Genomic DNA, 16,730 nt, shown 5'->3' on the forward strand with positions numbered 1-16,730 from the left:
CGCCGGCCCCGGAACCGCCCGTTCGAGTGAGAAACGGCGGCCCGGGGCCGCGTGCTGTCCGGCCCGCGGCGGAACGCTGCCTAGCGTGCGTGTGACCGATCGGCCCCGCCTTCGTTCCCCCGGACGGGGGAACGCACGGGAACTACGGATCCGAACTCGAGGTGTACGCCCATGGAGGCCCCGCCGGACAACGACGTGCTCTGGGCACGCTCCCTGCACTTCACCCACGACGACGGCTCCCCGGGACTCGGCGGGGTCTCCCTCGGCGTGCGCGAGGGGGAGATCCTCGCCGTCGGCGGTCCGTGCGGCAGCGGCAAGACCACGCTGCTGCGCTGCCTGGCCGGGCTGCTGCGGCCGCAGCAGGGCGAGGTGTGGTTCAACAGCCTCCCCGTGCACACGATGGGCGCCTTCGCGCGCGAACGGCTGCGCCGCGAACGCTTCGGCTGGATCGATCCCGCGCCCGCGCTGGTGCCGGAACTCACCGTCTGGGAGAACACCGCGCTGCCCCTGATGCTGCGCGGCACCCCGCGCCGCCGCGCCAAGACCACCGCCCTGGAGTGGCTGGAGCGCCTCGACATCGGCGACCGCGCCCGGCACCGCCCGCACCGGCTGCGCCGCGCCGAACAGCAGCGCGTCGCCGTCGCCCGCGCGCTCGCCTCCTCCCCCACGGTCCTCTTCGCCGACGAGCCCACCGCCTCCCTGCACCGCGCCGACCGCGCCCACCTGCTGCGCACGCTCACCACGGCGGCCCGCTCGCACCGCATCACCGTCGTCGTCGCCACCCGCGACGCGCAGACCGCGGCTCTGGCCGACCGGACGGTGGGGCTGCTGGACGGGCGGTGCGTGAGCGCCGCGCACCTGCCCGAGGTCGCCGACCCGGAAGGCCGGGCCGCGTGCTCGCTCTCCGCCTGAGCCGCGGCGCCCGCCCCGCCGTCCAGCTGCGCCGCCTGCTGGTCGCGGCCGCGTCCGCGGGCACCGGCTTCCTCCTGCTCGGCACCCTCGGCCACGCCCTCGGCCACCCCGAGGCGCCCGCCGCCTCCCTGCTCCGCCTCGTCTGGTGCGCGGTGCCGCTGGCCGCGACCGTGCACCTGGCGCTCGCCGTCGCCCGCACCGACCCCGGCACCCGCCCCCGCCCCGGCCTGTCCGCCGTCGGCCTCGGCCCCGCCCACCTGATGGCCGTCTCGGCCCTCACCACCGCCCTGTCCTGCGCCCTCGGCTCCGGGCTGGCCCTGCTCCTCTTCCTCCACCTGCGCGGCGACCTCACGGGCCTGCCGTTCGACGGCGCGGCCACGGACCTGCTGGGCGGCGGCACCCCGCTGCCGGCGGCCGGGACACTGACCCTGCTGGCGCTGGTGCCGGGGACGGCCTCGGCCGTGGTGGCGTGGCAGCTGCGGCCGCGGGAGAAGGGCCGCGCCACCGCACCGGCGCCGGCACCCGCGCCGGGCGGTGCGAGCCGCCCTCACCCGGCACCGGGCGCCGCCGAAGCCGGGCCCGCCCTCGCCGTCGTCCCCTCCACCCTCCCCTGGGGCGTCGCCGTGCTGGCCGCCGGTCTCGCCGTGGAGACGTACGCGAGCCGCTCCGCCACCGCTTCCCTCACCCTGCCCGGCGGCCTGCCTCCCGGCCCCCTGGGCGTTCTGGCCGGCTGGCTGCTCACCGCCGTCGGACTCGCCCTCGCCGGCCCCGGTCTCACCCACCTGTGCGGCCGGCTGCTGCAGGCGGCGCGGCCCGGCGCGCTGCGGCTGCTGGCCGGGCGGATCCTGATGGCGGAGGCGCACCGGATCGGACGGCCGCTGGGCGTGGTGTGCGCGGTCGCGTCGGGCGCGTACACCACGGCCACCGTGCCGGCCGCGCCGCGCGCCCCGGCCGTCCTCGGCCCGCTCACCACACTCGGACCGCTCACCACGCTCGGCGGGCTGCTGGTCGCCGGCTGCGCGGTCGCGACGCTGCTGACCGCGGCCGTGGAGGCGCGGCAGGCGCGCGCGCAGCACACGGACGCCCTGCTGCGCCTCGGCGCGCCGGCCCGGACGCTGCGCGCGGCGGCCGCCCTGCGCACCGGCGCCCTCCTGGCCCTCCTCACCCCGCTGACCCTGCTGATCGCGCATCTGGCGGCCCTGCCGCTGACACACCGATGAGTTTCGCGCCGCGGCCCGGTCCACCTTCTCGAACGGCACACCATCAAGCACCGCGGGAGCGACCATGTACCAGCAGATGATCTTCGTGAACCTGCCCGTGAACGACCTCGAGGCCGCGAAGAAGTTCTTCACGGACCTCGGCTACTCCCTCGACCCCCGGTTCAGCGACGAGAACGCGGCCTCGGTCGTGATCAGCGACACCATCTACGTGATGCTGCTGACCAAGCCGTTCTACGCGACGTTCACGAAGAAGGAGATCGCGGACGCCACCACCACCAGCGAGGTGCTGCTGTGCCTGAGCGCCGAGAGCCGCGAGAAGGTCGACGAGCTGGTGGAGAAGGCCGTCGCCGCCGGCGGCACCGCCTCCGACCAGGTGCAGGACCAGGGCTTCATGTACGGCCGTGCCTTCGACGACCTCGACGGCCACACCTGGGAGGTGGTCTGGATGGACCCGGCGGCGATGCAGGGCTGACCTCCCCGGGAGCTTCCCCTCCGAGCGCGTCCTCCTAGCATGGGCGGGTGCATTCGACACCCGCCCAGCCGTCCCGCCCGGCCCGTCACGACCGCGAGATAGAGTCGCTCGCCGAGTTCGACGAGGTCCTCGCCGCGCACGGCTCCCTCGCCCACCATCGCGTGCAGTCCGTCGACCTGACGGGCCGTACGGAGGCACTGCTGGCCGCCGACACCACGGGCGCCGTCTTCCTCGGCTGCCCCATGGCCCCGGAGGCGGCCGCCCGAATCCGCGCCCGTGGCGCCCTGGTGTTCCCACCAGTGCCGGACCTGCCCTTCGACCCGTACCGCGGATTCGTCTACACGCCCCAGGAGTTGTACGACGGCCTGGACACGGCCGGGGGCTACGAGGCGACCCCGGACGCGCGGGCGTACGCCTGGTTCCGGCGGACGCAGGCGGACGGGGACGTCTTCTCCTCCATGCTGCGCGCCCTGCACGACGACGCCGTCTGCGACGCGCTGGACGAACTCCTCGCCGGGGCCCGGGTGGTGGGCGTCATGGGCGGGCACGCCATGGCGCGCGGCACCGAGGAGTACGCCGGCGCCGCCCGGCTCGGACGGGAGCTGGCGCGCGCCGGGTTCACGGTGGCCACGGGCGGCGGACCCGGCGCGATGGAGGCCGCCAACCTCGGCGCGTACGCGGCCCCGTTCGACGAGCGGATGCTCGGTGAGGCCCTGCAACTGCTGGCGAAGGCACCGTCGTTCGCCCCGTCGGTCACCGACTGGGCGCGCGCCGCGTTCGAGGTGCGCGACCGCTGGCCGGGCGGCGGGTCCTCGGTGGGCCTGCCCACCTGGTTCTACGGCCACGAGCCGCCCAACGCGTTCGCCGCGCACATCGCCAAGTACTTCGCCAACGCCGTCCGCGAGGACGGGCTGCTGGCCCGCTGCACCGCGGGCGTGGTGTTCCTGCCGGGCGCCGCCGGCACCGTGCAGGAGATCTTCGACAACGCGACGCCGAACTACTACTCCTCCCGCGGCGAGCCGACGCCCATGGTGCTCGTGGACCGGGCGCACTGGACGGAGCGGCTGCCGGCGTGGCCGCTGCTGACGGCGCTGGCCCGCGGACGGGAGATGGAGGGGCGCATCGCCCTGGTCGACCGGATCGAGGAGGCCCCCGAGGCGTTGAAACGTCTCAGCGCTTCATGAGGCTTCATGAGGCTTCATGAACGGGCAAAGCCAACGCCTCTGAGGGGCATGCGCGTTGACATCACTTATGGAACGCTTATAAACGTGTGATCCTGCCGGGGCGATGGCGGCCGCGTCTCTCACCGCCGCTTCCGCCCCGCTCAACCCCCCGCAATTGCGCATCCCGTGAAGGGCAAACGTGGCCATCTCGTCCGCAACCAGTGAATTCCGCGCATCCCGCCGCACCGCACGCGCCGTGCGTGTCCTGGGCGTCGGTGCCGCCTCCGCCGCGCTGGCGCTCGGCGCCGCCGGCACCGCGTTCTCCTGCACCATCCGTGATTTCAAGGCCGAGGCGTCCTGCGACGGCGCCCAGGGCGTCATCACCGTCACCGACACCGACGCCTCCGGCACCCCGGCCGTGATCTCCGTGTTCCTGGAGAACAACGGCGCCGACGTGAAGAAGATCGGCCAGCAGAAGGTCAAGGGTTCCCGCGAGGGCACCACCGTGACCTTCGCCGAGGACTGGAAGCCGAACGCGACGTACCGCATCCACGTCAAGGCCGCCAACCTCGTCAACGAGGACATCACGCCGAACCTGACCACCCCGTCCCAGGCCTGCTCGGCCGGGCAGTCCGCGAGCCCGTCGCCGTCGGACACCCCGACGCCGTCGGCGTCCGCCCCGTCCGCCTCCGCCCCGGCCGCCTCCGGCAGCCCGGCCCCGGCGCCGTCCTCCTCCGACAGCGCCGAAGCGCCGGCGCCCTCCGCGAGCAACGCCCCGTCGGCCGCGGCCGGCGAGTCCAACCTCGCGGAGACCGGTAGCTCCAACACCGGCCTGATCGCCGGCATCGCCGCGGCGCTCATCGCCGTCGGCGGCGGCGCGGTCTTCTTCGGCCTGCGCCGACGCGGCGCGAACGGCGGCCGCTGAAAGCCGGTAGCGGAACAGCACCGGACCGGCACCTGACCGGCACCGGGTAGCAGCCGGCCGATCACGCGGCCGGAGGGCGTGACCGACGTGGCCCGCTCCGCACCCGCGGGGCGGGCCACAGCCGTCGGGCCACCGCGGCCGGGCCGCGGATGGTGAGCGGCCGGTCGGCCGAACGCCGTGCGCTCCAGCCACACCGGTCGTACGGAACAGGGGGCGTCATGCCCGCACCTACGATCCGGCCCCTCAGCCCAGCACGGCGATTTCCGCCGCGTCGAACGCCACGCCGACCTCCTGGCCCACCTCGGGCGCCTCGCGCAGGGCGCAGGCCGCCTGGAGGCGGGGCGCGTCGCGGGGCTGGAGGTGGACGGCGACGTGGGTGCCCTGGAAGGTGCGGGCGGTCACCGTGCAGCGCAGGCCCTCGGCGGCGGGCACCAGCCGGACGCCCGCGGGCCGTACGAGGAGGGTGCGGGTGCCCCGCGGGGAGTCCTCGGGCACCGGCAGTTTGCCCCACGGGGTGTCCGCGGCCGTGTCGCCGACGGTGGCCTGCACGACGTTGTCGAAGCCGAGGAACCGGGCGACGAACGCGTCCGCCGGCCGCTGCCACACCTGAAGCGGCGTGCCGCTCTGGGCGATGCGCCCGTCGCGCATCACCACCACCCGGTCGGCGAGCGCGAACGCCTCGCCCTGGTCGTGCGTGACGGCGAGCACCGTGGTGCCCAGCCGGCCGAACAGCTCCCGCAGTTCGACGACGAGCCGCTCCCGCAGCGAGCGGTCGAGCTGGCCGAGCGGCTCGTCCAGCATCAGCAGCCGGGGCCGGGCGGCCAGGGCGCGGGCGAGCGCCACCCGCTGCTGCTCGCCGCCCGACAGCGCGGCCACGGCCCGCCGCTCCGCCCCGGGCAGCCCGACGAGTTCCAGCAACTCCCTGACGCGCTCGGCCTGTTCCCGCCGGTCGGCGCCGTGCATGCGCGGCCCGAAGGCCACGTTGCCGGCCACGTCCCGGTGCGGGAAGAGCTGGTGGTCCTGGAACATCAGCCCCACTCCGCGCCGGTGCGCCGGAACCCCGGCCTGGTCGCGGCCGTCGAGCAGCACCCGCCCGGCGTCCAGCGGCTGCAGCCCGGCCACCGCGCGCAGCAGCGTCGACTTGCCGCTGCCGCTGGGTCCGAGCACGCACACGATCTCGCCCTCGGCGACGTCGAGGTCGACGGCGTCCAGCACGGTGCGCCGCCCGAACCGGACGGTCGCCCCCTGAAGGCCGAGCAGCATCAGAACTCCCCCGTGGGGTCGGTACGGTCACCGGTCGTCCTGCCGCGCAGCCCCTCCAGGAGCAGCAGGGTCGCGGCGCACACCAGCATCAGGATCGTCGAGAGGGCCATCGCCTGGCCGTAGTTGAGGTCGCCGGGGCGGCCGAGCAGGCGGGTCACGGCGACCGGCAGCGTGGGCCGGTCGGGCCTGGCGATGAACACCGTCGCCCCGAACTCGCCGAGCGAGACGGCGAAGGCGAACCCGGCGGCGATCAGCAGCGCCCGCCGCACCAGCGGCAGGTCCACCGCGCGCCACACCCGCCACGGCGACGCCCCGAGCACGGCCGCCGCCTCCCGCAGCCGTGTGTCGACCGCGCGCAGCACCGGCAGCATGGTCCGCACCACGAAGGGCACGCCGACCAGCGCCTGCGCGAGCGGCACCAGGATCCAGGAGGCCCGCAGGTCCAGCGGCGGGGTGTCCAGGGCGATCAGGAAGCCGAAGCCGACGGTCACCGCGGACACGCCGAGCGGCAGCATCAGCAGCGCGTCGAAGCCGCGCACGAGCCGGCCCGCGTCCCGCCGGGCCAGCGCCCCGGCGGCCAGGCCGCCGATCGCCACGGCGATGGCGGTGGCGGCCAGCGCGTACTCCAGGGAGGTGCCGATCGCGGTGATCGGCGCGACGAGGAAGATGTTGCCGTCGTCGCTGCTCAACGCCCGGTAGTAGCGCAGGCCGGGCGCGTCCAGGGACCGCTGCACCAGGACGGCGAGCGGCAGCAGCACCAGGACGGCGACGGAGAGCAGGACGCCGGTGAGCAGCGCCCACTGCGTCGCGCCGCGCGGCCGGCGGGCGGTGCGGGAGGCGTCCACCAGGCGCAGGGCCCTCTCGCGGCGCCGCACGGTGCGGGCGTGCACGGCGAGGATCGCGGCGACGGCGGCGAACTGGACCAGGGTGAGGACGGCGGCCGTGGACAGGTCGAAGATCTCGGAGGTCTGCCGGTAGATCTCCACCTCCAGGGTGGCGAAGCGGGGTCCGCCGAGGATCTGCACGACGCCGAAGGAGGTGAAGGTGAACAGGAAGACCATCAGGGCGGCGGCCGCCACGGCGGGCGCGAGGGCGGGCAGGGTGACGGTGCGCCAGGCGGTGAGGCGGGACGCGCCGAGCATCCGGGCCGCCTCCTCCTGCCGCGGGTCGAGTTGCGCCCACAGGCCGCCCACCGTGCGGACGACGACCGCGTAGTTGAAGAAGACGTGCGCGAGCAGGATGGCCCACACGGTCGTGTCCAGCCGTACGCCCCACAGCGTGTCCAGCAGCCCGCCGCGGCCGACGAGCGCGAGCCACGCCGAGCCGGCGACCACCGTGGGCAGCACGAACGGCACGGTGACCACGGCCCGCAGCAGCCGGCGGCCGGGGAAGTCCAGGCGCGCCAGGACGTAGGCGCCGGGCAGGGCCACCAGCAGCGTGAGCGCGGTGGAGGCCAGCGCCTGCCAGGTGGTGAACCACAGCACGTGCCGGACGCCGCCGTCGCCGAGCACGTCCGCGATCCGCCCGGGGCGCCAGTGGCCGTCCGCCTTCAGGCCGCGCGCGACGATCGCGGCGACCGGGTAGGCGAAGAACACCGCGAAGAACGCGGCGGGCACGGCCAGGAGAGCGAGCCGCGCCGCGCCGGAACGGCGGGCAGAGCGGCCGTTCCCATCAGTACCGGCCGCTGTGCCCGCCTCGGTCGTCCGGGCTACTTCAGGACGAGTGACGTCCACGACTTGACCCACTGGTCGCGGTTGGCGGCGATCCTGCCGGGGGCCATGGTCTCGGGGTCCTTGGCCTGCGGCCCGTACGCGGTGAACTCGGCGGGCACCCGCGCGCCCTCGACCACCGGGTAGACGAACATGTTGAGCGGCATGTCCTGCTGGAACTCCTTGGTGAGCAGGAAGTCCAGGAACGCCTTGCCGCCCTTGGGGTTGCGGGCGTTGCTGAGCAGACCCGCGTACTCGACCTGCCGGAAGCAGGTGCCCGTGGCCACGCCGGTGGGCGCGGTCTTCGGCCGGGGGTCGGCGTAGACGACCTCGGCGGGCGGCGAGGAGGCGTACGACACGACCAGCGGCCGGTCGCCGTGCGCCTTGCGGCCGCCCGAGGAGCCGGAGAACTCCTCGTCGTAGGCCTGTTCCCAGCTGTCGACGACCTTGACGCCGTTGGCCTTCAGCTTCTTCCAGTACGCCTGCCAGCCTCCCCCAGAGGCTCCGCCCTGGGAGGTGCCCCCATCGCCGTACCTGGCGGCGGTGCCCAGCAGGAAGCCGAGGCCGGGCGAGGAGGTGGCGGCGTTCTCGGTGACAAGGAGGTTCTTGTACTGGGGCTTGACCAGGTCGTCGAAGGTCTTCGGCGGGGCCAGCTCGTGCTTGCTGAAGTAGGCCTTGTCGTAGTTGACGCAGATGTCGCCGGTGTCGATGGGCGTGACCCGGTGCTGGGCGGTGCCGGCGCGGTACTCCGGCTTGACGCTGCCGGAGCCCTTCGCCTCGTACGGCTGGAACAGGCCGTTGTCGAGGGCGCGGGAGAGCAGGGTGTTGTCGACGCCGAAGAAGACGTCGCCCTGCGGGTTGTCCTTGGTCAGGATCGCCTTGTTGACGGCCTGGCCGGCGTCGCCGCTCTTGAGGACCCTGACCCGGTAGCCGGACTGCTTCTCGAAGTCCTTCAGGACGTTCTTCGACACGGCCCACGAGTCGTGGCTGACCAGCGTGACCGTCGTGCCGCCGGTCCCGGCGCCGGTCCCGCCGGAGCCCTGCGTGCCGGACGAGCCGCACGCGGTGAGCGTGACGAGTCCCAGGCCGACGACGGCGGCCGCGACCTTCGTGGCGTGGTGCACGGACTGCACGGACATTCCTCCTGGCTGACGGACTGACCAGGAAGAGACGCGGCCCTGCCCGGGGCCTTGCGGAGCGGACTCCGGCGGCTCCCGGGCAGGGCGCAACAGCTCGAGTGAAGACCGATCTCCCTACCCAGAATGACCTGGGCGAGGTTCGGAGGGTCTGCGGCCCGGTTGCCGCACTCTCAGCGCTGTGGCGCTCCCCTGTCGGAAATTGGACATGTTGACCGTATGAAGTTGACCGTATGAAGTTGTTGACGGGCACAGACTACCGTTCGGTGGCCGCGAGCTGACCACACGCCCCGTCGATCTCCTGGCCACGGGTGTCCCGGATGGTCACCGGCACGCCGTGCGCGGCGATCGCCGCCACGAACGCCTTCTCGTCCTCGGGCCGCGACGCGGTCCACTGCGAGCCCGGCGTCGGGTTCAGCGGGATGAGGTTGACGTGCACCGGCTTGCCCTTGAGCAGCCGGCCGAGCCGGTCGCCGCGCCACGCCTGGTCGTTGACGTCCCGGATCAGCGCGTACTCGATGGACAGCCGCCGCCCCGACTTGGCCGCGTACTCCAGGCCCGCGTCGAGCACCTCCCGCACCTTCCACCGGGTGTTGACCGGCACCAGCGTGTCCCGCAGCTCGTCGTCGGGCGCGTGCAGCGAGATCGCCAGCCGGCACTTGAAGCCCTCGTCGGCGAACCGGTGGATGGCCGGCACCAGCCCGACCGTGGAGACGGTGATGCCGCGCTGGGAGAGCCCGAGGCCGTCCGGCGCGGGGTCGGTCAGCGCGCGGATCGCGCCGACGACCCGCTTGTAGTTGGCCAGCGGCTCGCCCATGCCCATGAACACGATGTTGCTCAGCCGCGCCGGGCCGCCCGGGATCTCCCCGTCCCGCAGGGCCCGCATGCCCTCCACGATCTGGTGCACGATCTCCGCGGTGGACAGGTTGCGGTCCAGTCCCGCCTGCCCGGTGGCGCAGAACGGGCAGTTCATCCCGCACCCGGCCTGCGAGCTGATGCACATGGTGACCCGGTCCGGGTAGCGCATCAGCACCGACTCCACGAGCGTGCCGTCGAACAGCCGCCACAGCGTCTTGCGGGTCGTCCCCTGGTCGGTGGACAGGTGCCGCACCACCGTCATCAGCTCCGGCAGCAGCGCCTTTCGCAGCCTGTCGCGGGAGGCCGCCGGGATGTCCGTCCACTGTTCCGGGTCGTGCGCGTACCGCACGAAGTAGTGCTGCGAGAGCTGCCGGGCGCGGAACGGCTTCTCGCCGACGGCCGCGACGGCCTCCTTCCGCTCGGCGGGCGAGAGGTCGGCGAGGTGCCGCGGCGGGGTCTTGGCTCCGCGGGGGGCGACGAAGGTGAGCTCACCGGGGGCTGGACGGGCCACGGTCGGACGACTCCTCACGACGGACGGACCTGGCAGCCCCGCGGGGGCGGGGACGACGGCAGGACGGTGCCGAAGCCAGGAGATCTCTGGACCGCCCCCGCGAAGGCGGGGACGAAGAAAGGGCCCGCAGCCGACGCCGCAGGCCCTTCCAGCGTACCCCGCTCGCCGTCAGCCCGAGCCGACGAACAGCACCAGCAGCAGCCACACCACCGGCGCCGTCGGCAGGAGCGAGTCCAGCCGGTCCATGATGCCGCCGTGACCGGGAAGCAGGGTGCCCATGTCCTTGATGCCCAGGTCCCGTTTGATCATGGACTCGCCGAGGTCGCCGAGGGTGGCGCTGGCGGCGACGGCGAGGCCGAGGAGCAGGCCCTGCCACCAGGTGCCGCCGTCGATGAGGAACTGCATGCACAGTGCACCGGTCGCCATGGCGAACGCGACCGCGCCGATCAGGCCCTCGCGGGTCTTGCCGGGGCTGATGCGCGGGGCGAGCTTGTGGGAGCCGAAGCGCCAGCCGACCGCGTAGGCGCCGGTGTCGCTGACCACCGTGAGCAGCAGGAAGGTCAGGACCCGGCGCGGGCCGTCGTCGGCGGTGAGCATCATCGCGACGAACGTGGCCAGGAACGGCACGTAGAACGCGGCGAAGACGCCCGCGGTGACGTCCTTCAGGTAGCCCTCGGGTGGTTCCGTCATCCGCCAGACCAGCACGGCCAGCGCCGTGAGGGCCATGGCCGTCCAGGCGCCCTCGGGGCCGCGGGCGTACCCGGCGACCACCATGGCGGCGCCGCCGACCGCGAGCGGCACCAGGGGCACGCGGATCTCCTTGCGCTCCCGCAGGCGCCGGGTCAGCTCCCACAGGCCGACGACGACGGCGACGGCGATGACGCCGACGAAGACCGCCTTGACGATGAACAGGGCGGCGACGATGACCGCGCCGAGACCGACGCCGACCCCTATCGCGGCGCCGAGGTCCCGGCCCGCGCTCTTCTTCTGCGGCGCGGGCGCCGGCTGCGGGGCGTCGGACATGGGCTCCGGATTCTGCGGGGCCGGCCCGTGGGGCTGCTGCCCGGGGGCCGGAGGCTGCGGCTGGTCGCGGAACAAGGGGCCGCTCAGCCGAGCGGCCCCCCGGTCGTCATCATCCTGGTGTCCGCCATCGTGTGCGGGTGCGTCGGGCACGATGGGCATGGGGCGAGTCTGCTGGGCGTCGCCCGCGCCGTACGCGGGGCCCGCCGGGGCGGCGCCCGGGACGGGTCCCGGACCGGCGGGTTCGTGCGGCCCCCAGTACCCGGCCTGTGGCGGCGCCCCCCAGGAAGAGTCGTTCATCAGACCTCGAGCAGCTCCGCTTCCTTGTGCTTCAGCAGCTCGTCCACCTGGGCGACGTACTTCGCGGTGGTGTCGTCGAGCTCCTTCTCCGCACGGCGGCCCTCGTCCTCGCCGACCTCGCCGTCCTTGATCAGCTTGTCGATGCCGTCCTTGGCCTTGCGGCGCACGGAGCGGATGGAGATCTTCGCCTCCTCGCCCTTGTGCCGGGCGACCTTGATGTACTCGCGGCGGCGCTCCTCGGTGAGCTCGGGGAACACGACGCGGATGAGGTTGCCGTCGTTGCTCGGGTTGACGCCCAGGTCGGAGTCGCGGATCGCCTGCTCGATGTTGCGCAGCGCGCTCTTGTCGAACGGGGTCACGACCGCCATGCGCGGCTCCGGCACGGAGAACGAGGCCAGCTGGTTGATCGGCGTCGGCGTGCCGTAGTAGTCAGCCACGATCTTGTTGAACATCGCCGGGTGCGCACGGCCGGTGCGGATCGCGGCGAAGTCCTCCTTGGCGACCACCACGGCCTTCTCCATTTTCTCCTCGGCCTCGAGGAGGATCTCTTCGATCACCACTTGCTCCTGCGTGTCTTGAGTAGGCCCGGCTGCGGATTGTTGTGTTCGGTCGGCGGCCGGCTGCGTCGCGGTCTTCTTCTGCACGGTTCCCGACCGGCAGGACATTGTCCATCCCCCGGTCAGGGTCCGTCCTCCGGACAGGTGGCGTCCCGCGGACGGAGGGGTGCCGGTCAGTCCCGGCTGTCGCGGTCACCCACAAGCGTGCCGATCTTCTCACCCTTGACGGCGCGGGCGATATTGCCCGGGGCCAGGAGTTCGAAGACAACGATCGGAAGCTTGTTGTCGCGGCACAGCGTGATGGCCGTGGCGTCGGCGACCCGCAGATCGCGGGTGATGACCTCGCCGTAGCTGAGGGAGTCGAACTTGACGGCGTCCGGGTTGGTCTTCGGGTCGGAGTCGTAGACCCCGTCCACGCCGTTCTTGCCCATCAGCAGCGCCTCGGCGTCGATCTCCAGGGCGCGCTGGGCGGCGGTGGTGTCGGTGGAGAAGTACGGCATGCCCATACCGGCGCCGAAGATGACCACGCGGCCCTTCTCCAGGTGGCGCACGGCCCGCAGCGGGATGTACGGCTCGGCGACCTGGCCCATGGTGATGGCGGTCTGCACGCGGCAGTCCACGCCCTCCTTCTCCAGGAAGTCCTGCAGGGCGAGGCAGTTCATGACCGTGCCGAGCATGCCCATGTAGTCGGAGCGGGCCCGGTCCATGCCGCGCTGCTGGAGTTCGGCGCCGCGGAAGAAGTTGCCGCCGCCGATGACGACCGCGATCTGCGCGCCGTCCCGTACGACGGCCGCGATCTCGCGGGCGATGGCGTGGACCACGTCCGGGTCGACGCCCAGGCCCCCGCCCCCGGAGAAGGCTTCTCCGCTCAGCTTCAGCAGAAACCGGCCGCGTACTTTGCCGTCGTCGCCCTTCTGGGCCTTGGTGGTCATGGAGATCTCGCCTCTTTTACCTGGATCGCACAGACGAAGAAGGCCATTGCCGGCGGGGGCGTGGTTCGCTTCCCTTGCGGCAATGGCCTCCTCGTCAGATCTGCTGTCGTCCGCCACACGCGCGTGCGGGACGTCTTCCCCGTACGCCGCGGCCGTCACGGACGACTGCGGTCGACCCTATCGGGCTCGCGCGTCGATCGCGGTACGGACTCAGATGCCGACCTTGATGCGCGTGAAACGCTTCAGGGTGACACCGGCCTCGTTCAGGACCTGCTGGACGGTCTTCTTGTTGTCGAGCGCGTACGGCTGGCCGAGGAGCGTGACCTCCTTGAAGAAGCCGTTGAGGCGACCCTCGACGATCTTCGGGATGGCGGCCTCGGGCTTGCCCTCGTTGCGGGTGGTCTCCTCGGCGACGCGGCGCTCGTTCTCCACGACGTCGGCGGGGACGTCGTCCTTGGAGAGGTACTTCGGCGCGAAGGCGGCGATGTGCTGCGCGACGCCCTTGGCGACCTCGGCGTTCGGCTTGTCGAACTCGACGAGGACACCGATCTGCGGGGGCAGGTCGGGCATCGTGCGGTGCATGTACGCGGCCACGTAGCCGTCGGCGAACTGCGCGAAGCGGTCCAGGACGATCTTCTCGCCGAGGTTGGCGTTGGCCTCGTCGACAAAGGCCTGGACGGTCTTGCCGGGCTCGATCTCGGAGCCGAGCAGGGTCTCGATGTCGGCCGGGGAGGTCTTGGCCACGTGCTCGGCGATGGCCTGGGCCACGGAGAGGAACTTCTCGCCCTTGGCGACGAAGTCCGTCTCGCACTTCAGCTCGACGAGGACACCGGAGGAGTTGTCGTCGGCGATGATCGAGACCACGGCGCCGTTCTCGGCGGAGCGGCCCTCGCGCTTGGCGACGCCCTTCTGGCCCTTGATGCGGAGCAGCTCGACGGCCTTCTCGACGTTGCCCTCGGCCTCGTCCAGCGCCTTCTTGCAGTCCATCATGCCGGCGCCGGTGAGCTCGCGGAGCTTCTTGACGTCGGCGGCGGTGTAGTTCGCCATGAGTCTGTGAGTCTTTCTCGAAGTCTGGAGGATCGAAGAGATCGATCTGGTCTGCGCGGTCCGCGGTCCACGGGTGGACGCGGATGGGGGGCGTAGACCTACGGGTGAACGGCGGGAGCGGTCGGTACACCTCGTGGGGTGGTCGTGTCACCGCTCCCGCCGCCGGCGCTGTCGGGTCAGGCCTGCTCGCCGGTCTCGGCGGCCGGGGCCTCGGCTGCCGGGGCCTCGGCGGCAGCGGCCTCGGCCGGCTTCTCGGCGGCCTCGCCCTCGTCGGCCTTCTTCTCGCCCTCGAGCAGGTCGCGCTCCCACTCGGCGAGCGGCTCGCCCGCGGCCTTCTCGCCCTTGCCCTCGGCGCCGCCGGAGCGGGCCAGCAGGCCCTCGGCGACCGCGTCGGCGATCACACGGGTGAGCAGGGTGACGGAGCGGATCGCGTCGTCGTTGCCCGGGATCTTGTAGTCGACCTCGTCGGGGTCGCAGTTGGTGTCGAGGATGGCGACGACCGGGATGTTGAGCTTCCGGGCCTCGCCGACCGCGATGTGCTCCTTCTTGGTGTCCACGATCCAGACGGCGCTGGGCACCTTCTGCATCTCGCGGATACCGCCGAGGGTCTTCTCCAGCTTCGCCTTCTCGCGGGAGAGGACCAGGAGCTCCTTCTTGGTCAGACCGGAGGACGCCACGTCCTCGAAGTCGATCTGCTCGAGCTCCTTCAGCCGCTGCAGACGCTTGTAGACGGTCGAGAAGTTGGTGAGCATGCCGCCCAGCCAGCGCTGGTTGACGTACGGCATGCCGACGCGGGTGGCCTGCTCCGCGATGGCCTCCTGCGCCTGCTTCTTCGTACCGACGAAGAGGATCGTGCCGCCGTGGGCGACGGTCTCCTTGACGAACTCGTAGGCGCGGTCGATGTACGACAGCGACTGGAGCAGGTCGATGATGTAGATGCCGTTGCGCTCGGTGAAGATGAACCGCTTCATCTTCGGGTTCCAACGGCGGGTCTGGTGACCGAAGTGGACGCCGCTCTCCAGCAGCTCCCGCATCGTGACGACGGCCATGGCCGTGTTCTCCTTGATTTTCCCGGTTGTGCCGCGGGTGCCGGACGGCACCCGCGCCTGACGCCCGCCGTGCGCCGTGCCACTGAGGACCGAGAGGCGCGGACACCGTCGCTTTCCCCGGGAAAGGCCCCGGGAAATGGTCCGGTGTCGGGGCGTGCGAAGTCGACCCGGTGACCCGGATCGCCACCAGAAGTGTACGGGACTGGCGGCGCGGCAGGTGACGCCGTTGTCCACAACCGGCGGACGATCCACAGTTCCCGGCCATGATCGACGCTGATCGGCCGGTCTGCGCCACCGTGGGCGCATGCGAGTGCTGCGATGCGTACGGACGTGCACACGGTCGGTGTCGACGCTGTTCCTGGCGGTGGTCCTGATGGCTCCGGCGGCGTGGGCGAGGGACCCGGGACCGCCGTCCTCCCCCGGTCCGCCGGCCCCGGACGGTCCGGTCCCGGCCATGGGCCGCCTCTGGCCCGTGGGCCGGCGTCCCGCCGTCCTGCGCGGCTGGTCCCCGCCGGCCACGCCCTACGGCCCCGGCCACCGCGGCGTCGACCTGGGCGCCGCCGACGGCGCCGCCGTGCGGGCGGTGGCGCCGGGGCGGGTGCTGTTCGCGGGGCGGGTGGCGGGCCGGGGTGTCGTCTCGGTGGCCCTGACGGGCACGGGGGACCCGCCGCTGCGGACGACGTACGAGCCGGTGAGCCCGTCGGTGCGGGAGGGGGACGTGGTGGGGGCGGGCGCGGTGCTGGGGACCGTGGAGGGGGCGCGGGCCGGGGCGCACTGCGGGACGGCCTGCGTGCACTGGGGGCTGCTGAGGGGGCGGACGTACCTGAACCCGCTGGCGCTGCTGCCGCCGTGGCTGCTGAACGGGGGCCCGTCGAGACTGCTGTCGGTGGCGGGGGTGCCATTGCCGACGTGACCGCACCCGGCACCGGGGCGGGAAGCGACCGGACGGCGGCGTCCTCGGGCCTCGGCCGGCGACGTCCTCCGGGCCCGAGCCGGTGACGCCCTCGGGGCTCGGCGGAGGACGCCCGGGAGGCCGGCCGGTAACGCCGTCGGGGCTCGGCGGGCGTCGCCCGGGAAGTCAGCCGGTGACGCCCCTCAGGGCCATGGCCACCGCCGCGTCCGCGATCGTCGCGGGATCCTCCGCGGCGCCGAGCTCGATCCGCCGCACGGCCGCGTCCACGACCCCCTGCAGCAGCATGGCGCCCAGCCGGGGCCGCGGATGCCCCAGCTCCTCCAGCGCCTGGACGATCATCGCGACGAGCCCCCCGTGCGCGGCCCGGATCCTCTCCCGGGCACCCGCGTCGAGCTCCCGCGCCGAGATCGCCACCACGGCCCGGTGCCGCCGGTCCCCGACCAGGTCCAGCTGCCGCCGCACGTACGCCTCGACCCTGCCCTCGGCGGTGTCCGCCTGCTCCATGGCCGCGGACACCTCGGCCGCCCACACGGGGAAGTCGACCGCACACAGCTCCTCGACGACGGCGGCCCGGGACCTGAAGTACTCGTACACCGAGGAGCGTGCCAGCCCCGTCCGCTCGGCCAGGGCCGGGAAGGTCAGGGCCTCCGTCCCGCCCTCCGACAGCAGGGCCCGGGCCGCGTCCAGCAGGGCGGCGCGCTGCATCGACCGGTGCTCGGCCACGGAGGCCGCTCGAATCCTTG

At 73.0% G+C, this 16,730-nt stretch carries 16 protein-coding genes; 6 read left to right on the forward strand and 10 right to left on the reverse strand.

Features of this window, described 5'->3' with window-relative positions; all coding sequences use genetic code 11:
- The first annotated feature begins 171 nt into the window (after window positions 1–171).
- From IE225_RS23135 to IE225_RS23155, 5 genes are all read left to right on the forward strand, one after another.
- Window positions 172–912 carry an ABC transporter ATP-binding protein gene (locus IE225_RS23135; protein ID WP_190059523.1) on the forward strand — a complete coding sequence of 247 codons (741 nt, stop codon included), beginning with the start codon at window positions 172–174 and terminating at the stop codon, window positions 910–912.
- Window positions 894–2,132, forward strand: a complete 1,239-nt coding sequence (locus tag IE225_RS33400; RefSeq protein ID WP_229879937.1) for a hypothetical protein — start codon at window positions 894–896, stop codon at window positions 2,130–2,132. Before IE225_RS23135 ends, IE225_RS33400 begins: the two co-directional genes overlap by 19 nt.
- 64 nt (window positions 2,133–2,196) lie before the next feature.
- Window positions 2,197–2,604, forward strand: a complete 408-nt coding sequence (locus IE225_RS23145) for a VOC family protein (protein WP_190059524.1) — start codon at window positions 2,197–2,199, stop codon at window positions 2,602–2,604.
- 47 nt (window positions 2,605–2,651) lie between these two features.
- Window positions 2,652–3,788 carry an LOG family protein gene (locus IE225_RS23150; protein WP_190059525.1) on the forward strand — a complete coding sequence of 379 codons (1,137 nt, stop codon included), beginning with the start codon at window positions 2,652–2,654 and terminating at the stop codon, window positions 3,786–3,788.
- A 235-nt stretch (window positions 3,789–4,023) separates the two neighbouring features.
- The gene (locus tag IE225_RS23155) at window positions 4,024–4,692 is read left to right on the forward strand and encodes an LAETG motif-containing sortase-dependent surface protein (RefSeq protein ID WP_190059526.1); all 669 of its coding nucleotides are present in this window, start codon (window positions 4,024–4,026) and stop codon (window positions 4,690–4,692) included.
- Window positions 4,693–4,935: 243 nt separating this feature from the next.
- On the opposite strand, the gene IE225_RS23160 is transcribed toward IE225_RS23155, so the two are convergent.
- From IE225_RS23160 to rpsB, 9 genes are all read right to left on the reverse strand, one after another.
- A complete protein-coding gene (locus IE225_RS23160; RefSeq protein WP_190059527.1) occupies window positions 4,936–5,955 on the reverse strand; it encodes an ABC transporter ATP-binding protein in 1,020 nt (339 codons plus the stop codon).
- A complete protein-coding gene (locus tag IE225_RS23165; protein ID WP_229879940.1) occupies window positions 5,955–7,577 on the reverse strand; it encodes an ABC transporter permease in 1,623 nt (540 codons plus the stop codon). Before IE225_RS23165 ends, IE225_RS23160 begins: the two co-directional genes overlap by 1 nt.
- An 86-nt stretch (window positions 7,578–7,663) precedes the next feature.
- Complete coding sequence (locus IE225_RS23170) at window positions 7,664–8,803, reverse strand: thiamine ABC transporter substrate-binding protein (protein WP_190059529.1); 1,140 nt, start codon at window positions 8,801–8,803, stop codon at window positions 7,664–7,666.
- 253 nt (window positions 8,804–9,056) lie between these two features.
- Complete coding sequence (gene rlmN / locus IE225_RS23175; protein ID WP_190059530.1) at window positions 9,057–10,169, reverse strand: dual-specificity RNA methyltransferase RlmN; 1,113 nt, start codon at window positions 10,167–10,169, stop codon at window positions 9,057–9,059.
- Between the two features lie 168 nt (window positions 10,170–10,337).
- Complete coding sequence (locus IE225_RS23180; protein ID WP_190059531.1) at window positions 10,338–11,489, reverse strand: phosphatidate cytidylyltransferase; 1,152 nt, start codon at window positions 11,487–11,489, stop codon at window positions 10,338–10,340.
- On the reverse strand, window positions 11,489–12,046 hold the full coding sequence (frr, locus tag IE225_RS23185; RefSeq protein WP_190059532.1) for a ribosome recycling factor: 558 nt from the start codon (window positions 12,044–12,046) through the stop codon (window positions 11,489–11,491). Before frr ends, IE225_RS23180 begins: the two co-directional genes overlap by 1 nt.
- A 173-nt stretch (window positions 12,047–12,219) precedes the next feature.
- Window positions 12,220–12,978 carry a UMP kinase gene (pyrH, locus tag IE225_RS23190; RefSeq protein WP_190059533.1) on the reverse strand — a complete coding sequence of 253 codons (759 nt, stop codon included), beginning with the start codon at window positions 12,976–12,978 and terminating at the stop codon, window positions 12,220–12,222.
- Between the two features lie 210 nt (window positions 12,979–13,188).
- Complete coding sequence (gene tsf, locus IE225_RS23195) at window positions 13,189–14,025, reverse strand: translation elongation factor Ts (RefSeq protein WP_190059534.1); 837 nt, start codon at window positions 14,023–14,025, stop codon at window positions 13,189–13,191.
- Between the two features lie 176 nt (window positions 14,026–14,201).
- On the reverse strand, window positions 14,202–15,074 hold the full coding sequence (gene rpsB / locus IE225_RS23200; protein WP_190059535.1) for a 30S ribosomal protein S2: 873 nt from the start codon (window positions 15,072–15,074) through the stop codon (window positions 14,202–14,204).
- A gap of 304 nt (window positions 15,075–15,378) precedes the next feature.
- Here rpsB and IE225_RS23205 point away from each other — a divergent pair, with 304 nt between their 5' ends.
- Entirely contained in the window at window positions 15,379–15,987 is a 609-nt protein-coding gene (locus IE225_RS23205; protein ID WP_190059536.1) for a peptidoglycan DD-metalloendopeptidase family protein, read from the forward strand.
- Between the two features lie 165 nt (window positions 15,988–16,152).
- Here the strand turns inward: IE225_RS23205 and IE225_RS23210 are convergent, their stop codons facing one another.
- Window positions 16,153–16,710: a TetR/AcrR family transcriptional regulator gene (locus tag IE225_RS23210; RefSeq protein WP_190059599.1), complete on the reverse strand. Its 558-nt coding sequence runs from the start codon at window positions 16,708–16,710 to the stop codon at window positions 16,153–16,155.
- Window positions 16,711–16,730: the final 20 nt, after the last annotated feature.

It is taken from the genome of Streptomyces echinoruber, from assembly GCF_014651135.1.
Taxonomy (GTDB): domain Bacteria; phylum Actinomycetota; class Actinomycetes; order Streptomycetales; family Streptomycetaceae; genus Streptomyces; species Streptomyces echinoruber.